At 53.3% G+C, this 15994-nt stretch carries 15 protein-coding genes; 2 read left to right on the top strand and 13 right to left on the bottom strand.

Annotated elements, in window-relative coordinates:
- Positions 1 to 32: 32 nt before the first annotated feature.
- The gene (gene ggt, locus FEK47_RS18220; RefSeq protein ID WP_135487123.1) at positions 33 to 1766 is read right to left on the bottom strand and encodes a gamma-glutamyltransferase; all 1734 of its coding nucleotides are present in this window, start codon (positions 1764 to 1766) and stop codon (positions 33 to 35) included.
- A gap of 120 nt (positions 1767 to 1886) precedes the next feature.
- Here ggt and FEK47_RS18215 point away from each other — a divergent pair, with 120 nt between their 5' ends.
- Positions 1887 to 2327 carry a DUF2756 family protein gene (locus FEK47_RS18215; RefSeq protein ID WP_130209058.1) on the top strand — a complete coding sequence of 147 codons (441 nt, stop codon included), beginning with the start codon at positions 1887 to 1889 and terminating at the stop codon, positions 2325 to 2327.
- On the opposite strand, the gene ugpQ is transcribed toward FEK47_RS18215, so the two are convergent.
- From ugpQ to livK, 11 genes are all read right to left on the bottom strand, one after another.
- Positions 2314 to 3057, bottom strand: a complete 744-nt coding sequence (ugpQ, locus tag FEK47_RS18210; RefSeq protein WP_135487122.1) for a glycerophosphodiester phosphodiesterase — start codon at positions 3055 to 3057, stop codon at positions 2314 to 2316. The genes FEK47_RS18215 and ugpQ overlap by 14 nt on opposite strands.
- Positions 3054 to 4124, bottom strand: coding sequence for a sn-glycerol 3-phosphate ABC transporter ATP binding protein UgpC (gene ugpC, locus FEK47_RS18205; RefSeq protein ID WP_042063475.1), 1071 nt, complete (start codon positions 4122 to 4124; stop codon positions 3054 to 3056). Before ugpC ends, ugpQ begins: the two co-directional genes overlap by 4 nt.
- A gap of 1 nt (position 4125) precedes the next feature.
- The gene (gene ugpE, locus FEK47_RS18200) at positions 4126 to 4971 is read right to left on the bottom strand and encodes a sn-glycerol-3-phosphate ABC transporter permease UgpE (protein WP_000572183.1); all 846 of its coding nucleotides are present in this window, start codon (positions 4969 to 4971) and stop codon (positions 4126 to 4128) included.
- Complete coding sequence (ugpA, locus tag FEK47_RS18195; RefSeq protein ID WP_000099289.1) at positions 4968 to 5855, bottom strand: sn-glycerol-3-phosphate ABC transporter permease UgpA; 888 nt, start codon at positions 5853 to 5855, stop codon at positions 4968 to 4970. Before ugpA ends, ugpE begins: the two co-directional genes overlap by 4 nt.
- A gap of 97 nt (positions 5856 to 5952) precedes the next feature.
- Complete coding sequence (ugpB, locus tag FEK47_RS18190; protein ID WP_000803190.1) at positions 5953 to 7269, bottom strand: sn-glycerol-3-phosphate ABC transporter substrate-binding protein UgpB; 1317 nt, start codon at positions 7267 to 7269, stop codon at positions 5953 to 5955.
- Between the two features lie 359 nt (positions 7270 to 7628).
- Complete coding sequence (locus FEK47_RS18185) at positions 7629 to 8375, bottom strand: tetratricopeptide repeat protein (RefSeq protein WP_135487121.1); 747 nt, start codon at positions 8373 to 8375, stop codon at positions 7629 to 7631.
- A 118-nt stretch (positions 8376 to 8493) separates the two neighbouring features.
- Positions 8494 to 9207, bottom strand: a complete 714-nt coding sequence (gene livF / locus FEK47_RS18180; RefSeq protein WP_000416895.1) for a high-affinity branched-chain amino acid ABC transporter ATP-binding protein LivF — start codon at positions 9205 to 9207, stop codon at positions 8494 to 8496.
- Position 9208: 1 nt separating this feature from the next.
- Positions 9209 to 9976, bottom strand: a complete 768-nt coding sequence (livG, locus tag FEK47_RS18175; RefSeq protein ID WP_000082101.1) for a high-affinity branched-chain amino acid ABC transporter ATP-binding protein LivG — start codon at positions 9974 to 9976, stop codon at positions 9209 to 9211.
- On the bottom strand, positions 9973 to 11250 hold the full coding sequence (gene livM, locus FEK47_RS18170) for a branched chain amino acid ABC transporter permease LivM (protein WP_135487120.1): 1278 nt from the start codon (positions 11248 to 11250) through the stop codon (positions 9973 to 9975). Before livM ends, livG begins: the two co-directional genes overlap by 4 nt.
- Positions 11247 to 12173: a high-affinity branched-chain amino acid ABC transporter permease LivH gene (gene livH / locus FEK47_RS18165; RefSeq protein WP_001295111.1), complete on the bottom strand. Its 927-nt coding sequence runs from the start codon at positions 12171 to 12173 to the stop codon at positions 11247 to 11249. Before livH ends, livM begins: the two co-directional genes overlap by 4 nt.
- Before the next feature lie 47 nt (positions 12174 to 12220).
- On the bottom strand, positions 12221 to 13330 hold the full coding sequence (livK, locus tag FEK47_RS18160) for a high-affinity branched-chain amino acid ABC transporter substrate-binding protein LivK (protein ID WP_130260963.1): 1110 nt from the start codon (positions 13328 to 13330) through the stop codon (positions 12221 to 12223).
- A 423-nt stretch (positions 13331 to 13753) separates the two neighbouring features.
- Here livK and panM point away from each other — a divergent pair, with 423 nt between their 5' ends.
- A complete protein-coding gene (panM, locus tag FEK47_RS18155; RefSeq protein ID WP_135487119.1) occupies positions 13754 to 14137 on the top strand; it encodes an aspartate 1-decarboxylase autocleavage activator PanM in 384 nt (127 codons plus the stop codon).
- Positions 14138 to 14336: 199 nt separating this feature from the next.
- On the opposite strand, the gene livJ is transcribed toward panM, so the two are convergent.
- A complete protein-coding gene (gene livJ / locus FEK47_RS18150; protein WP_130209078.1) occupies positions 14337 to 15440 on the bottom strand; it encodes a branched chain amino acid ABC transporter substrate-binding protein LivJ in 1104 nt (367 codons plus the stop codon).
- Positions 15441 to 15994: the final 554 nt, after the last annotated feature.

The raw sequence follows: 15994 nt of genomic DNA, 5'->3' as shown, positions 1-15994 counted from the left end.
AGCCCTCACCTACCGGGAGAGGGCTTAAGATATTAGTACCCCGCCGTTAAATCATCCACCGAGCGCGGGTCGGATGCACCGTACAACTCACCGTCAGGCCCAACCATAATGCTTTGTGTACTGCCCATCGCCTCTTTCAGCGCCACTTTCTGACCTTTTGCTTCCAGCAGCTTGATCGTATCCGGGCTAAACCCCTTCTCGACACGCAGCTCGTCCGGCAACCACTGATGGTGGAAACGCGGCGCATTGGTCGCTTCGGCGATATTCATGCCATAATCAATGCTGTTCACTACCATTTGCAGCACGGTGGTGATAATCCGGCTACCGCCTGGGCTTCCGGTGACCAGCCAGGTTTTACCGTCTTTCACCACAATAGTCGGCGACATCGACGACAGCGGGCGTTTGTTCGGCCCGACGGCGTTGGCATCGCCACCCACCAGCCCATAAACGTTCGGCACGCCTGGTTTGGCGGAGAAATCATCCATCTGGTTATTGAGCAGAATACCGCTCTCGCCCGCGACAATGCCCGTACCGAAGGTGGTGTTCAGCGTATAGGTCACCGCCACCGCGTTACCGTCTTTATCCACCACTGAGTAATGGGTAGTTTGATTACTCTCATAAGGCGCAAGCTTGCCAGGGCGAATCTCGCTGGATGGCTTCGCTTTATTGATATCGATTTGATCGGCAATGGATTTGGCATAGGCTTTATTGGTCAGCGCCTGCCACGGGACTTTGACAAAATCCGGGTCGCCAAGATATTCCGAGCGGTCGGCGTAGGCATATTTCTCAGCTTCTGCCATGATTTGCATCGCATCGGCGCTGCCAAAGCCGTATTTCTGCATATCGAAGTTTTCCAGAATATTGAGGATTTGTACGATATGAATACCGCCGGAAGATGGCGGTGGCATGGAGTAAACCTGATACCCGCGATAATCGCCGCTTATCGGTGTACGTTCGACCGCTTTATACGCCGCTAAATCTTCTTTCGTGATCAAGCCGCCGTTTTTCTGCATCTCCTGGGCAATCTGTTCCGCTATCGTGCCTTTATAGAATTCATCCGGGCCGTTTTCGGCAATCATCTCCAGGCTCTTTGCCAGGTTCGCCTGCACCAGCTTGTCGCCCTTTTTCAGCGGCTCGCCCTCTTTCCAGAAGATAGCTTTACTGTTTTCGTGATTCGGCAACACTTCGCTACCGTAGGTTTTGAGATCGTCTGCCAGCGCGTCGTTAACGATAAAACCATCGCGTGCCAGTTTAAACGCTGGCTGCACCACTTTGTTCAGCGGCATGGTGCCGTATTTATCCAACGCCAGCGAGAAACCTGCTACCGTACCGGGCGTGCCGGAAGCCAGATGCGAAGTGAGTGATTTTTTGCTGTCCGGGTTGCCCTGATCATCAAGGAACATATCGCGGGTCGCTTTGGCCGGCGCCATTTCGCGGAAATCGATAGCCGTGGTATTGCCATTTTTCGAGCGGATTAACATAAAACCACCACCGCCCAGATTCCCCGCCTGCGGATGCGTTACCGCCAGCGCGTAGCCCACCGCCACGGCAGCATCAACAGCATTCCCGCCCTCCTTGAGGATATCCACCCCCACCTGAGTGGCAGTAGCATCTACAGACGCCACCATCCCCTGCTTTGCGCGTACCGGATGGAAGACATCTTCCTCCACACCATAAGAAACAGGTGGCGCGGCTGCCGCACTAAAACAACATCCTGAAAGCAAAGCTGCAATCGCCGCCCGGCGTAAAAACGTCGGTTTTATCATCGTTATTCTCCAGTTATGTGTGGGGCAACCCCAGCTAAGCCTGGTATATAACTCTGAATTAATCATCGTTTTGCCGGGAAGCGAGTAAACTTAAAGGATATCTTCAGAGGAGGATACGCGATGAAACGACTTCTGCTTTTGACGGCACTCCTGCCGTTTGTCGGCTTTGCACAGCCCATTAATACTCTGAACAACCCCAACCAGCCGGGATATCAAATCCCCAGCCAGCAGCGGATGCAAACTCAAATGCAAACGCAGCAAATCCAGCAAAAAGGGATGCTGAATCAGCAACTGAAAACTCAGACGCAATTGCAACAGCAGCATTTAGAAAATCAGATTAACAGTAACTCGCAACGGGTATTGCAGTCGCAGCCGGGGGAGCTAAATCCCGCCCGGCAGCAAATGCTGCCCAACACCAACGGCGGGATGTTAAACAGTAACCATAATCCGGATAGTTCGCTAAATCAGCAGCATATGCTGCAAGAGAGGAAAAACGGCGACATGCTGAATCCGCCCAGCACGTCGCAGCCTGACATTCCGTTGAAAACTATTGGGCCGTAAAGTTCGGACCAATTACATCAATCGCATCGGTACAGATGCAATCCACGCCCCAGCGCAGCAACTCTGCCGCGCGCTGGGGTTTGTTGACGGTATACACCAGAATCTGCAGTCCGGCGTCTTTCAACTGCATCACTCGCGCTTTATCGAGCAACTTATGATTGAGATGAATAGAGACGCAGCCCAGCCGCGTGGTCAGTTCGCGCCAGTCGTCGCGCCACTCATCCAGCAACAAACCACGCGGCAGTTCCGGTGCCGCCAGCTGTGCGGCTTCTAAAGCATCAATCTCAAACGATGACAGCAGCGGCGGCGTCATACCGGCCCACAGTTCGCGTGCCGCCAGCGCCACCATTTTGCCCGTTAATGGCCCGGTGCCAGTGGTGGGTTTGATTTCGATATTCGCCATCATCCCATGTTCGCGACAGCGTTCCGCCACCTGCGAAAGCAACGGCAGCGGCTCACCTTTAAACGCTTTGCTGTACCAACTGCCTGCATCCACGCGCAGTAAATCCTGCCAGTTCAGCTCGCCAGCAACGCCCCAGCCGTTGCTGGTACGTTCGAGATTATCGTCATGGAGTAGGAAGATCTCGCCATCTTTCGATAACTTCGCGTCAAATTCGATCATCTTATGACCGTATTTTGCCCCCACATCGATTGCTGCCAGGGTGTTTTCCGGAGCCAGCTTACCGCCGCCACGGTGGGCGACGATGCGGGGATAAGGCCAGTTACTCATACTCGTTGTCCTGTTTCACCATCAAAAAGATGCAGCTGATTTTCCGGCAGATGCAGCCACAGCGTGCTGCCTGCCGTCGGGCGCTCCTGATGCGCCAGTCGCACCACCAGCTTCTGCTCGCCCCAGCGTCCGTGCGCCAGATTATCAGCGCCGAGGATCTCCAGCGTGTCCATCACCAGTGGCACGCCACCTTCTGCCTGCGAACTTAGCGCTATATGTTCCGGGCGAATGCCGAGAGTCATTTTACGCCCGGCATACTGACGGTAGCCACCGTTTAGCGGCAGCACAATACCGCCATCCAGTTCGAAATGCGTGCCTTCGTTATTCACGCGGCCAGCCAGTAGGTTCATCGCCGGACTGCCGATAAAACTCGCCACAAACAGGCTGGCGGGCTTTTCGTAGACTTCAACCGGTGTGCCAATCTGTTCGGCAACGCCGCCGTTCATCACCATCACCCGCTGAGCGAGAGTCATCGCTTCAACCTGATCGTGGGTAACGTAGAGTGAAGTTGTTTTCAGGCGACGGTGCAGCTGTTGCAGTTCAAGACGCATCTGTACGCGCAGCTTGGCATCGAGGTTAGAGAGTGGCTCATCAAACAGGAACACCGCCGGATCGCGCACAATCGCGCGTCCCATCGCCACACGCTGGCGCTGACCGCCGGAAAGCTCACGAGGGCGACGTTTGAGCAGGCCGTCCAGCTCCAGAATGCGCGCCGCTTCTTTAACGCGCTCGGCTATTTGCTGCTTGCCCATGCCGCGAATTTTCAGCCCCCACGCCATGTTTTCTTCGACGCTCATATGCGGATAAAGCGCGTAGTTCTGGAACACCATCGCAATCCCGCGATCTTTCGGCTCCATTTCGGTCACCCGCTGGTCGTTGATCCAGATATCGCCTTCCGTCACCCGCTCCAGACCGGCCACCATGCGCAATAACGTCGATTTCCCGCAGCCAGACGGCCCGACCATCACGATAAATTCGCCATCCGCCACATCAAGGGTCAGCGGTTTAATGACCTGGGTTTTGCCATCCCAGCTTTTGGTTACTGCCTGTAATTTCAGTCCTGCCATCTTATTTCTCACTATCGACCAGGCCGCGCACGAAGGCACGCTGCATCACTAAAACAATCACTACTGGTGGGATCAGGGTTAACAACATCGCCGCCATCACCGAGTTCCATTCCGTGGTGCCTTCGCCAGTGGCGATCATCCCTTTAATCCCTGCCACAGTGGTGCCGAGATCAACGTCGGTAATAATCAACAACGGCCACAAATACTGGTTCCAGCCGTAGATAAAGGTGATCACAAACAGCGCCGCCAGATTAGTTTTGGACAACGGAAAAACGATGTCGCAAAAGAAGCGCATTGGCGATGCGCCGTCGATCCGCGCCGCTTCCACCAGCTCATCCGGCAGCGTCATAAAGAACTGGCGGAACAGGAAGGTAGCGGTCGCCGAGGCCATCAGCGGCAGCGTTAAACCGGCGTAGCTGTCGAGCATTTTCAGGTTGGCGATGACTTCCACCGTCGGGAAGATACGCACTTCAACCGGCAACATCAGAGTGATAAAAATCATCCAGAAGAAGAGGTTACGTAGTGGAAAACGAAACCAGACAATGGCAAATGCCGAGAGCATCGAGACGGTAATTTTGCCGAGCGTAATGCTAAACGCCATCACAAAGCTGTTAAGCAACATCCGCCAGAACGGCGCGCTATTCGTGCCTACCCCGTTCACCCAGATGTTGTGGATGTTTTCCAGCAGATGCGTGCCGGGAATAAGCGTCATCGGCGCGGCGTATACTTCTTGTTTATCCAGCGTCGCCGCGACAAACGCCACGTACAGTGGGAATAGGATCACCGCGATCCCGAGGATCAACATGGTATGGCTGAATATTGTCAGCCACGGACGGTTCTCAATCATTGGTAACGCACCTTGCTTTCAACATAGCGGAACTGCACCACCGTCAGCACGATGACGAGGAACATCAACACTACCGACTGCGCGGCAGACGAAGCCAGATCCAGTCCGGTAAAGCCTTCGCGGTAGATCTTATAAATCAGCGTCGTAGTGGCCTGAACCGGCCCGCCGGACGTGGCGGCGTCGATCACCGGGAAGGTGTCGAAGAAGGCATACACCAGGTTCACCACCAGCAGGAAGAAACTCACTGGCGCAATAAGCGGCAGCGCAATCTTAAAGAAGCGGCGAATCGGCCCTGCGCCATCGATGGCTGCAGCTTCGATCAACGAACGGGGAATGGATTGCAGCGCGGCATAGAAGAACAGGAAGTTGTAGCTGATTTGCTTCCACACCGAGGCAAACACCACCAAAAACATCGCCTGACCGCTGTTTTGCGCGTGGTTCCAGTCGTAGCCGAACTCTGCGAGAAAATGAGTGATCAGCCCGCGACCGGGGTTAAACAGGAAGATCCACAATACGGCGGCAACGGCGGGAGCCACGGCATACGGCAGCAGCATTAAGGTTTGATAGAAACGGCTGCCGCGCACGATGTACTCCACCAGCGCCGCGAAGAATAGCGACACCAGCAAACCGCTGACGGTGACAAAGGTACTGAATTTTATCGTCGTCCAGAAGGAGTCGAGATAGTAGCTGTCATGGAACAGCGTGACGAAGTTATCCAGGCCGACAAACTGGCTGGAGAAACCAAACGGATCGACGCTTTGTAGCGAGTACCACAACGCTTCGCCCGCAGGCCAGATAAAAAAGATAACGGTGATGATGAGCTGCGGCGCGACCAGCAAATAAGGCAGCCAGCGCGAGCGAAACACCGGACGGGATGATGACATTACGGTTAATTCCTGAACTGTGCCGGATACGCTTCGCTTATTCTGCCTACACACGATGGCAGGTCGGATAAGCGAAGCGCACCCGACATTTCACTGGTTAAGACTTCGTCGATTTCTCAAAGCGGCGCAGCAACTGATTCCCACGCTCAACGGCGGTATCCAGCGCCTGCTGTGGCGTCTTCTTACCGGTCCACACGCTCTCCAGCTCTTCATCCACAATCACGCGGATCTGCGGCATATTGCCCAGACGCAGCCCTTTGGTGAACGGCAACGGCGGCTTGTTCAGCATCTGACGCGTCGCGGTATCCGCCCCTGGGTTTTTCTCGTAAAAGCCCTGCTCACGCGTCAGGTCATACGCCGCTTTGGTGATTGGCAGATAACCGGTTTTCTGATGCCACTCGGCAGCGTTTTCTGGCTTCGCGAGGAAGTCGAGGAACTTCGCCACACCGGTATACGTTTCTTTATCTTTGCCCTGCATCACCCACAGGCTGGCCCCGCCGATAATGGCGTTTTGTGGCGCATCTTTCGCATCGGCGTCGTAAGGCATCATGCCTACGCCGTAGTTGAATTTGGCGTACTCGCGAATGTTGGCAAGAGAACCAGAAGAGGCAGTGGTCATTGCGCAATCACCGTTATAGAACTTCTCGGTGGATTCATCCTTACGCCCGACGTAGCTGAAGTCGCCCTTCTTGTTCATCTCTTCGAGCATGGCGATGTGTTTCACCTGCTCCGGCTTGTTGAATTCAAGCACCGCGTCTGTGCCGTCAAAGCCGTTGTTTTTGCTGGCAAACGGCAGACCGTTCCAGGCGCTAAAGTTTTCCAGTTGGATCCAGCCCTGCCAGCCGCTGGCGTAGCCGCACTTCATGCCGGAGGCTTTCAGTTTCGCGGCATAGTCAGCCAGATCCTGCCAGGTTTTCGGCGGCTGTTCCGGGTCTAACCCAGCTTTCTTGAAGGCGTCTTTGTTGTAATAGAGAACGGGGGTCGAGCTGTTGAACGGCTGGGAGAGTAAGTGGCCCGTTTTGCTGTCGGAGTAGTAACCTGAAACCGTCGGCACAAACTGCGACTCATCGAATTGAATCCCCGCCTCTTTAAACACGTCATACACCGGTTTAATGGCTTTCGACGCCATCATGGTGGCGGTGCCAACTTCATAAACCTGCAAAATAGCCGGCGCGTTGCCGGTACGGAATGCGGCAATCCCCGCGCTTAAATTCTGTTCGTAGTTGCCTTTATAGGTCGGTACAATTTTGTAATCCGGGTTTTCGGCGTTAAAACGTTGGGCCAGAGAATCAACCTCTTTACCCAGTTCCCCTTCCATAGAATGCCAGAACGGAATAGTTGTCACTGCCTGCGCATTGCCCATTAACGCCAGTCCGAGCGCCAGTGCTGAAGCTGTATAATGTAACGGTTTCATCGTTTATCTCTCTTGTTGTACCGAATGCGCGAATTCACGCGTTTTATGCTCGCGGGGTAACATGACATGCTCGAATTACAGAAAAATAACTCTTTTGTTACATTTTTAAGATAGTAAGGTGTCAGAAAGATGACAAGGCGGTGACGGCGTGGGTGAGGGAAAATGGGAGATGGGGCACGGATATCCCGAGAATGCACTGAAAAGAGGCGATTAACGACCAGCTAATCGCCAGAACGCCTTACCATGAAGAGCAAAAATGGCAGCAAATTCTGCGTCCAGTTTTGCTGCCCGATGAGAAGTACATTTTTCAATTTTAACAATAGATTGCCGCTACACTGGTCTAACGGCAAAGAAGATTTTCATCGCACCACACTCTGCTTCAGCCGTTCATTGGCGGTCTTAATCCATTCCCGGTGGTGTTTTCTATAATGAGGTCTTGAGCGTTTAGCCGTATCAACTACAGCAACATACTGCTCGTTGGCTTCACGTAACCGACTCATTTTCGCCAGCATTTCCGCATAGTAAATACGCGCCTGCGGGCCAGGGTAATAAGAAACCAACACGTCAAACTCACTTTCCGCATCTGCGTATTTTTCTTGTGCGGCTAAGGTTCTGGCGAATAACAAATGCCCGTCTGCCGACTGAAAATCGGGGTTATAACGCATCACATCTTCCAGCGTCTGCTGACAGGCGGCGAACTCCTGGATGGCAAACTGCGCCTGCGCCAGGCTTAACATCATTGCCGCTTCATGGGCGAATATCCCGCTTAACGCCTGCTGATAATGGGGAACGGCTTCGTGATAACGCCCAAGGCGCGCCAGCTCGTTGGCAAGTTGATAGTGGTTTTGATTGGTCTCGGCAATCGCCAGCTCTTCGGTTAATTTGCGCAGGTGACGTTCCGGATTGATTTTGTCCTGCAGGCGCATCAGAAAGGTACGCCCGTGACGGTCAGCGCCCGTTTCAGGCAGCATCACCATGACGAAATACGCCACGCAGCCAATCACCGGAAAACAGAAGATGATAAAAAACCAATATCGCTCTTGTCCGGTACGGTAAGCGTGGATACAGCAAAGCATTTCAAGCATGGCGACAACGGCATAATGCATGGGAGGGAACCTTTCCGTGGCAAATAAGTGGTCTGGTTTTAATCCTCCCGGTCAGTCGAAACAAGTCTGTAAACGGACGAATAACCCGGCAGAAGCAGGCTGCCGGGTTATTGATAATTTACCCGCCTAAATACGCACTTCTCACCGCTTCGTTCGCCAGTAGCGCATCGCCGGTATCGGAGAGCACCACATGGCCGTTTTCCAGCACGTAGCCCCGATCAGCAAGCTTCAGCGCCTGGTTGGCGTTCTGCTCGACAAGGAAGATAGTCATCCCCTGCTCGCGCAGCTGCTCGATGGTGTCGAAAATTTGCTGGATGATAATCGGCGCAAGACCGAGCGATGGCTCATCAAGCAACAACAAACGCGGGTTGCTCATCAGCGCGCGACCAATCGCCAGCATCTGCTGTTCACCGCCGGACATGGTGCCCGCCCGCTGAACACGACGCTCATGAAGACGTGGAAACAGCTCATACACCCACTTTATGCGCTCCTGAAACTGATCACGTTCGGCAAAAAAGCCGCCCATCGCCAGGTTCTCTTCCACCGTCATCCGCGAGAAGACGCGACGCCCTTCCGGGACAATCGCTACCGCTTCGCGCATGATTTTCGCCGTCTGCCAGTCGGTAATGTCTTTATCATCAAACACAATTCGCCCGCTGGTGGCGCGTGGATCGCCGCATAACGTGCCGAGCAAGGTGGTTTTCCCCGCCCCGTTCGCGCCAATCAGCGTGACAATCTCGCCCTGATTGATATGCAGGCTCACCTCATGCAGCGCCTGGATTTTGCCGTAGTGGGCGCTGACTTTGTCAAAGGACAACATGACTTTTTCCATCTTATGCCTCACCTAAATAGGCACGGATCACGTCCGGGTTATTACGGATCTGCTCCGGCGTACCGTTTGCCAGCGGCGTCCCCTGATTGACCACGTAAATTCGGTCCGAAATTCCCATCACCAGCTTCATATCGTGTTCAATCAACAAGATAGTGGTGTTGTGATGGTTACGCAGTTCGGCAATCAGTTCGTCCAGCTCTTTCGTCTCTTTCGGGTTAAGACCCGCCGCCGGTTCGTCGAGCATTAAAATCTCCGGCTGCGTCACCATGCAGCGGGCGATCTCCAGACGGCGCTGGTCGCCATAGGCCAGGTTGCTCGCCTGGCGGTTGGCGTGTTCCAGCAAACCAATGCGCTCAAGCCAGGTCGCGGCGCGGTCGAGCGCTTCGCTCTGGGCGCGACGGAAAGAAGGCGTTTTCAACAGGCCAGAGAACAGCCCGGTTTTCAGTTGCTGATGCTGCGCCACCAGCAGGTTTTCAATTACCGTCATTTCACGGAACAGACGCACATGCTGGAAGGTGCGCACCACGCCCATGCGGGCAATTTGCTGACCGGGCAAACCTTCCAGGTGCTGATCGCGCAGTAAAATGGTGCCACCAGTGGGTTTGTAGAATCCGGTCAGGCAGTTGAAGACCGTGGTTTTTCCGGCACCGTTAGGGCCGATTAACGAGACGATTTCCTGCGGGTACAGTTCAAGATTGACGTTGTTCACCGCCAGCAGGCCGCCGAAGCGCATCATCAGGCCGTTAACAGATAATAATGGCTGACTCATGCCTGCTCTCCTTTCGCTGCACCGTTTTTCAGCTTCAGTTGCGGGCGCGTCATGGGCAGCAAGCCCTGCGGACGCCAGATCATCATCAGCACCATCAAACCACCGAGCATTAACATGCTGTATTCGTTGAAATCACGCATCAACTCGCGCGACACCACCAGCAGAACTGCCGCCAGAATCACTGCAAATTGCGAGCCCATACCGCCGAGCACCACTATCGCCAGCACAAACGCCGATTCGGCAAAAGTGAAGGATTCCGGGCTAACAAAGCCCTGGCGCGCAGCAAACAGCGTTCCGGCAAAACCGGCAAACGCGGCGCTGATGGTAAAGGCGGTCAGCTTGATACGACGCGGGCTTAAGCCCAGCGAACGGCAGGCGATCTCGTCTTCACGCAACGCTTCCCACGCGCGGCCCAGCGGCATCCGCAGTAAGCGGTTAATGACGAATAAAGAAAACACCACCAAAAGCAACGCTACCAGGTAGAGGAAAATGACGCGATCAGAGGGATCATATTTCAGGCCAAAGAAATTACTGAAGGTGTCCCAGCCACCTTCACGGGCGGTACGACTGAACTCAAGGCCAAAAAACGTCGGTTTCGGGATCTGGCTGATACCGTTCGGACCACCGGTAATTTCGGTGTTATTGAGCAGCAATATGCGCACAATTTCGCCGAAACCGAGGGTAACGATCGCCAGATAATCACCGCGCAGACGCAGCACCGGAAAACCGAGCAGGAAGCCCGCCGCCGCTGCCATTAACCCGGCAATCGGCAGACAGGTCCAGAACCCAAGACCGTAATAGTGATTGAGCAGCGCAAAGGTGTAAGCGCCGATGGCGTAAAAGCCGCCGTACCCCAGCACCAGCAGGCCGGAAAGCCCCACCACCACGTTCAGCCCGAGGCCGAGAATAATGTAGATCATGGTCAGGGTGGCGATATCCACCGTCCCGCGTGAGACCATAAACGGCCACGCCACCGCAAGCACCAGCAGCGCCACGAGGAACAGCTTTTGCTTCACCGTGGAGCCATCAATCGCGGGCAGAATAAACTTCGGTCCGGAAACGCTTTTTAGCCCTTTCTGGAAAGCAGGTCGCAAAAGCTGGAAGAAAAAGACCACCGCCGTGCCGATAAACACCCACTCCCAACGGACATCCGAAGCGCTATCGACCACCAGTTTGGTGCCGTCCAGCTCCAGCTGCACGCCCATAAAGACGCCAGCGAGGATAAAGAACATCGCGGCAGAAAGCAGCGCCATTGCAATATGCATCGGTTTCATACTTTCTCTACCTCCGGGCGACCCAGAATACCGGTCGGCATCACCAGCAGTACCAGAATCAGCAGGGCAAATGAGACCACATCTTTATATTCCGTACTCAAATAGGCAGAAGAGAGCGCCTCCGCAATCCCCAGGATCAGGCCGCCAATCATCGCCCCTGGAATACTGCCAATCCCGCCGAGCACCGCAGCGGTAAAGGCTTTCATCCCGGCCATAAAGCCGATGTAGGGGTTAATTACGCCGTAGAACTGACCGAGCAGCACGCCCGCCACTGCCGCCATCGCCGCGCCAATCACAAAGGTCAGCGCAATCACCCGGTCGGTGTTAATGCCAAGCAGGCTCGCCATTTTCAGATCTTCCGCGCAGGCACGACAGGCGCGACCCATGCGGGAATAGCGAATGAAAATCGTCAGCGCCAGCATGGCGAGGAAGGTGACAATCCAGATCACCGCCTGCATGGTGGTAATAGAGGCAGAGAAGTTTTCGCTATGGCCCACCACCCACTGACCGTTAAACAGGCTGGGCAGCGCCACGTCGCGCGAACCTTCGGTCAGGCTGACGTAGTTTTGCAGGAAGATGGACATGCCGATTGCCGAGATGAGCGCAATCAGGCGCTTAGAGTTACGCACCGGGCGATAGGCCACCCGTTCGATACTCCAGCCGTAGGCGCTGGCGATGACTATCGCGCCGACGAATCCCGCCGCCACCAGCAGCCAGCCGGTATCAATGCCCATCATCATCAGCGCGGCGATGATCATAAATGAGACGTAGCTGCCGATCATATAAACCTCGCCGTGGGCGAAGTTGATCATGCCGATAATGCCGTAAACCATGGTGTAGCCGATGGCAATCAGCGCGTAAGTACTGCCCAGCGTGACGCCGTTAAACATCTGCTGCAAGAAATACAAAAACTGCTCAGACATAAGGTAACCTTTCTAAACCCGCCCGTTTTTCACGGGCGGTGGGATGATCACTTGGCTGCCGTGGATGAACCGTCGGCGTGCCACTGGAAGACACCAAAATCAAATCCCTTAAGATCGCCTTTTTCATCCCAGTTCAGCGGCCCAATCACGGTGTTTGCACCGTTTGCTTTTAAATCTTTCACCAGCGCCAGCGGCTCATCGCTGCCGGTACGTTCAAGGGCAGTTGCCAGAGATTGCACCGCCGCGTAGGTGATCCAGACATAAGGCCCGGACGGATCTTTCTTGTCTGCTTTCAGCGCATCAACGATGCCCTGGTTTGCCGGATCCTGGTCATAGCGTTTTGGCATGGTGACCAACATGCCTTCAGCAGCATCGCCAGCAATATTCGACAGCGACGCATTACCCACACCTTCCGGCCCCATAAACTGAGTTTTCAGGCCAACGGAACGGGCCTGGCGCAGCATCTGCCCCATTTCCGGGTAGTAACCGCCGTAGTAAACGAAGTCGATGTTTTCTTTTTTCAGGCGGGCGATCAGCGCGGAGAAATCTTTCTCGCCAGCGGTAATGCCGTCGAAGAAGACGACGTTAGCGTTAGCCGCTTTTAACCCGTCCTGCACCGAACGTGCCAGCCCTTCGCCATACTGTTGTTTGTCGTGAATGATGGCGATGCGCTGGGGCTTCACCGTCTCAAGAATGTATTTTGCCGCCGTTGGCCCCTGGGAAGAGTCCAGCCCGGCAGTACGCATGATGTGTTGATAACCGCGTTGAGTCAGCTCCGGGTTGGTCGCTCCCGGCGAGATCATCAGGATACCTTCGTCTTCATAGATATCTGACGCAGGTTGGGTAGAAGAAGAACACAGATGACCAATAACGTATTTAATGCCGTCGTTAACGATTTTGTTGGCGACCGCAACGGCTTGTTTCGGGTCGCAGGCGTCGTCATATTCCACGCCAACCAGCTTGTCGCCCTTAATTCCCCCTTTGGCATTGATGTCTTTGATTGCCTGACGCGCGCCGTTAAATTCCATATCGCCCCACTGGGCAACCGGGCCAGACATCGCGCCGACAACGGCAACTTTAATATCGTCGGCTAAAGCGGTGTGTGATATTGCCAGTGCAATCATCCCTGCGATGATAGTTTTCGCATTCCGTTTCATTATTCAAAATCCCCACTCGTAATGTTGTGTTGCTTTGTTTTTATGTGTTAACAAATCAGACTGTCCTTTTTTTATACTGCACTGTTTTTACCTGTCTGATTAAGGGTTTAGCACAGCATATTGTGATAATAGCGATTAAAATCCCTATTTTTCAGTCGATTAAGAACAGATAATATTCTGAATGTGCTGATAGATAAACAGAAAAAAGCGTCGTTGTCAGCATAAAATAACGGCATAAAGGGCGGAATAATTCACTACCATTCAGGGGATTATGCTGGACAATTTTCATTCTCTAATGTTTTAACTTTGTAATTATTGCTGAAAAAAAATTAATCACCTGCCAAAAGAAATAAAAAAGAGAAAGCCTCCGATTAAATTATTTCGCTACACTGGTTCCACTTTTGTGATTTACACGGGTTACCCATGAAGCTGACCATCATTCGATTAGAAAACTTTAGCGACCAGGACCGGATTGACCTGCAAAAGATCTGGCCGGAGTATTCCCCTTCCTCGTTACAGGTTGACGATAACCACCGTATCTACGCCGCGCGTTTTAACGAGCGCCTGCTCGCGGCCGTGCGGGTAACCTTAAGCGGCACCGAGGGAGCACTGGATTCCCTGCGCGTGCGGGAAGTCACCCGCCGTCGCGGTGTAGGGCAATATCTGCTGGAAGAAGTTTTGCGTAGCAATCCTGGCGTTTCATGCTGGTGGATGGCGGATGCTGGCGTGGAAGATCGCGGCGTGATGACAGCGTTTATGCAGGCACTGGGGTTTACGGCGCAAAAGGGCGGCTGGGAGAAGCGTTAATCGTCAAGTTTGATTTCAAAAGTGATGACCAACGAGAAATTGCCTGATGCGCTACGCTTATCAGGCCAACAATGTGTGTTGCAATTTACTGATTTCTTTGGATCTTGTAGGCCGGATAAGGCGTTTACGCCGCATCCGGCATGAAGCAACGTACTCGATATTAGCAATTTGGCGGCAACCCAAAGTTGCCGATTAATGATTACTTCGCATCAGTCGCCGTGCCGTTGGCGTGCCAGTCAAATACGCCGAACTCAAAGCCTTTCAGATCGCCTTTCTCATCCCACGTCAGCGGCCCCATCACGGTATCAACCGAGTTCGCTTTCAGGTATTTGGCGATCTCAGCCGGATCGTCAGACTGATTCAGACCCGCCTGCAAAGATTGCAGCGCAGCGTAGGTGGTCCAGACGAACGCGCCGCTTGGGTCCTGTTTTTTCGCTTTGATGGCGTCAACAATGGGTTTGTTCGCCGGAACCTGATCGTAGTTCTTCGGCTTGGTCACCAGCAGCCCTTCCGCTGACTCGCCCGCAATGTTAGACAGCGAAACGTTAGCCACGCCTTCCGGCCCCATAAACTGAGTTTTCAGCCCTGCCGCGCGTGCCTGACGCAGGATTTGCCCCATTTCCGGGTGGTAACCGCCGTAATAAACGAAGTCGATATTCTCTTTCTTCAGACGCGCCACCAGCGTTGAGAAATCTTTTTCCCCGGCGGTGATGCCATCAAAGAACACCACGTTAGCATTACCTTTTTTCAGGCCATCCTGCACCGCACGCGCCAGACCTTCGCCGTATTGCTGTTTGTCGTGAACGATAGCAATACGCTGCGGTTTCACTTTCTCAAGAATATATTTCGCCGCCGTCGGCCCCTGGTCGGAGTCCAGGCCGGTGGTGCGCATAATCAACTTATAGCCACGCGCGGTCAGCTCTGGTGCGGTTGCCGCAGGGGTGATCATTAAAATGCCTTCGTCTTCGTAGATATCAGACGCTGGCTGCGTTGATGAAGAACAGAGGTGACCAATCACGTATTTAATGCCGTCGTTAACGACTTTGTTCGCCACCGCGACCGCCTGTTTCGGGTCACAAGCATCGTCGTATTTTACGATTTGCAGTTTGTTACCTTTAACGCCGCCTTTGGCATTGATATCCGCAACCGCCTGTTCTGCGCCAGTAAACTCCTGGTCACCGTACTGGGCCACCGGACCAGACATCGCGCCCACGACCGCAACTTTAATATCTTCCGCCAGAGCCATATTGCTGAATGCCAGCGCGATACATCCTGCCAGTAACGCTTTACCCTTTATATTCATCCTGAGAATCCCCATTCTTCTGGTTATTACGTGTGTTGTGGTGTTGTGATTCAGCACTTTATTTCGTTTTATGCATGACTACCCGTGCTTTAGCAGCATACTCTGCTAAAACATACCCCATTTTTATGATATTGGAATAGCTATTTTGACAGTTTATTAACAATCTGCGGGAAGGTTGGCGTTTGCCACAAGAAGAAATTCGCCTAAACAAGCGTTGCTGCAAAAATAGCCTGGTACATCAAATGATGATGCTATCACGCATACCTCAAACCTGAACACGATAAAGCTTACCGAGCAAAATACATCACAATTCCCGCAATCAAATAAACAAAATAACGGCAATAAACATTGCTGATAACTGGCCTGTACTCAGTTTTGGAATGGACCTCCCTTGAACATTTTTCCCTGACATGTCGTCTGGTTTCAAATATTCCTCATACCCATAACCTCCCCGAATGTTGCTCTATAGCATTTAATTTATTAGTAGAAACGGCTATAGCTCAATTGTGTTTTTTCCAGATTGAGCATATCCCTTTTCCTATCCTGAAATTTAA

It is taken from the genome of Escherichia sp. E3659 (assembly GCF_005781135.1).
Lineage (GTDB): Bacteria > Pseudomonadota > Gammaproteobacteria > Enterobacterales > Enterobacteriaceae > Escherichia.
The sequence above is the reverse complement of the archived record's forward strand: the minus strand, read 5'-3'. Positions and strand labels throughout refer to the sequence as shown.

What these genes read in the sequence shown, in the direction of transcription:
- ggt (WP_135487123.1), bottom strand. Translation starts at nt 1,766, where the DNA reads ATGATAAAACCGACGTTTTTACGCCGGGCGGCGATTGCAGCTTTGCTT.
- FEK47_RS18215 (WP_130209058.1), top strand. Translation starts at nt 1,887, where the DNA reads ATGAAACGACTTCTGCTTTTGACGGCACTCCTGCCGTTTGTCGGCTTT.
- ugpQ (WP_135487122.1), bottom strand. Translation starts at nt 3,057, where the DNA reads ATGAGTAACTGGCCTTATCCCCGCATCGTCGCCCACCGTGGCGGCGGT.
- ugpC (WP_042063475.1), bottom strand. Translation starts at nt 4,124, where the DNA reads ATGGCAGGACTGAAATTACAGGCAGTAACCAAAAGCTGGGATGGCAAA.
- ugpE (WP_000572183.1), bottom strand. Translation starts at nt 4,971, where the DNA reads ATGATTGAGAACCGTCCGTGGCTGACAATATTCAGCCATACCATGTTG.
- ugpA (WP_000099289.1), bottom strand. Translation starts at nt 5,855, where the DNA reads ATGTCATCATCCCGTCCGGTGTTTCGCTCGCGCTGGCTGCCTTATTTG.
- ugpB (WP_000803190.1), bottom strand. Translation starts at nt 7,269, where the DNA reads ATGAAACCGTTACATTATACAGCTTCAGCACTGGCGCTCGGACTGGCG.
- FEK47_RS18185 (WP_135487121.1), bottom strand. Translation starts at nt 8,375, where the DNA reads ATGCATTATGCCGTTGTCGCCATGCTTGAAATGCTTTGCTGTATCCAC.
- livF (WP_000416895.1), bottom strand. Translation starts at nt 9,207, where the DNA reads ATGGAAAAAGTCATGTTGTCCTTTGACAAAGTCAGCGCCCACTACGGC.
- livG (WP_000082101.1), bottom strand. Translation starts at nt 9,976, where the DNA reads ATGAGTCAGCCATTATTATCTGTTAACGGCCTGATGATGCGCTTCGGC.
- livM (WP_135487120.1), bottom strand. Translation starts at nt 11,250, where the DNA reads ATGAAACCGATGCATATTGCAATGGCGCTGCTTTCTGCCGCGATGTTC.
- livH (WP_001295111.1), bottom strand. Translation starts at nt 12,173, where the DNA reads ATGTCTGAGCAGTTTTTGTATTTCTTGCAGCAGATGTTTAACGGCGTC.
- livK (WP_130260963.1), bottom strand. Translation starts at nt 13,330, where the DNA reads ATGAAACGGAATGCGAAAACTATCATCGCAGGGATGATTGCACTGGCA.
- panM (WP_135487119.1), top strand. Translation starts at nt 13,754, where the DNA reads ATGAAGCTGACCATCATTCGATTAGAAAACTTTAGCGACCAGGACCGG.
- livJ (WP_130209078.1), bottom strand. Translation starts at nt 15,440, where the DNA reads ATGAATATAAAGGGTAAAGCGTTACTGGCAGGATGTATCGCGCTGGCA.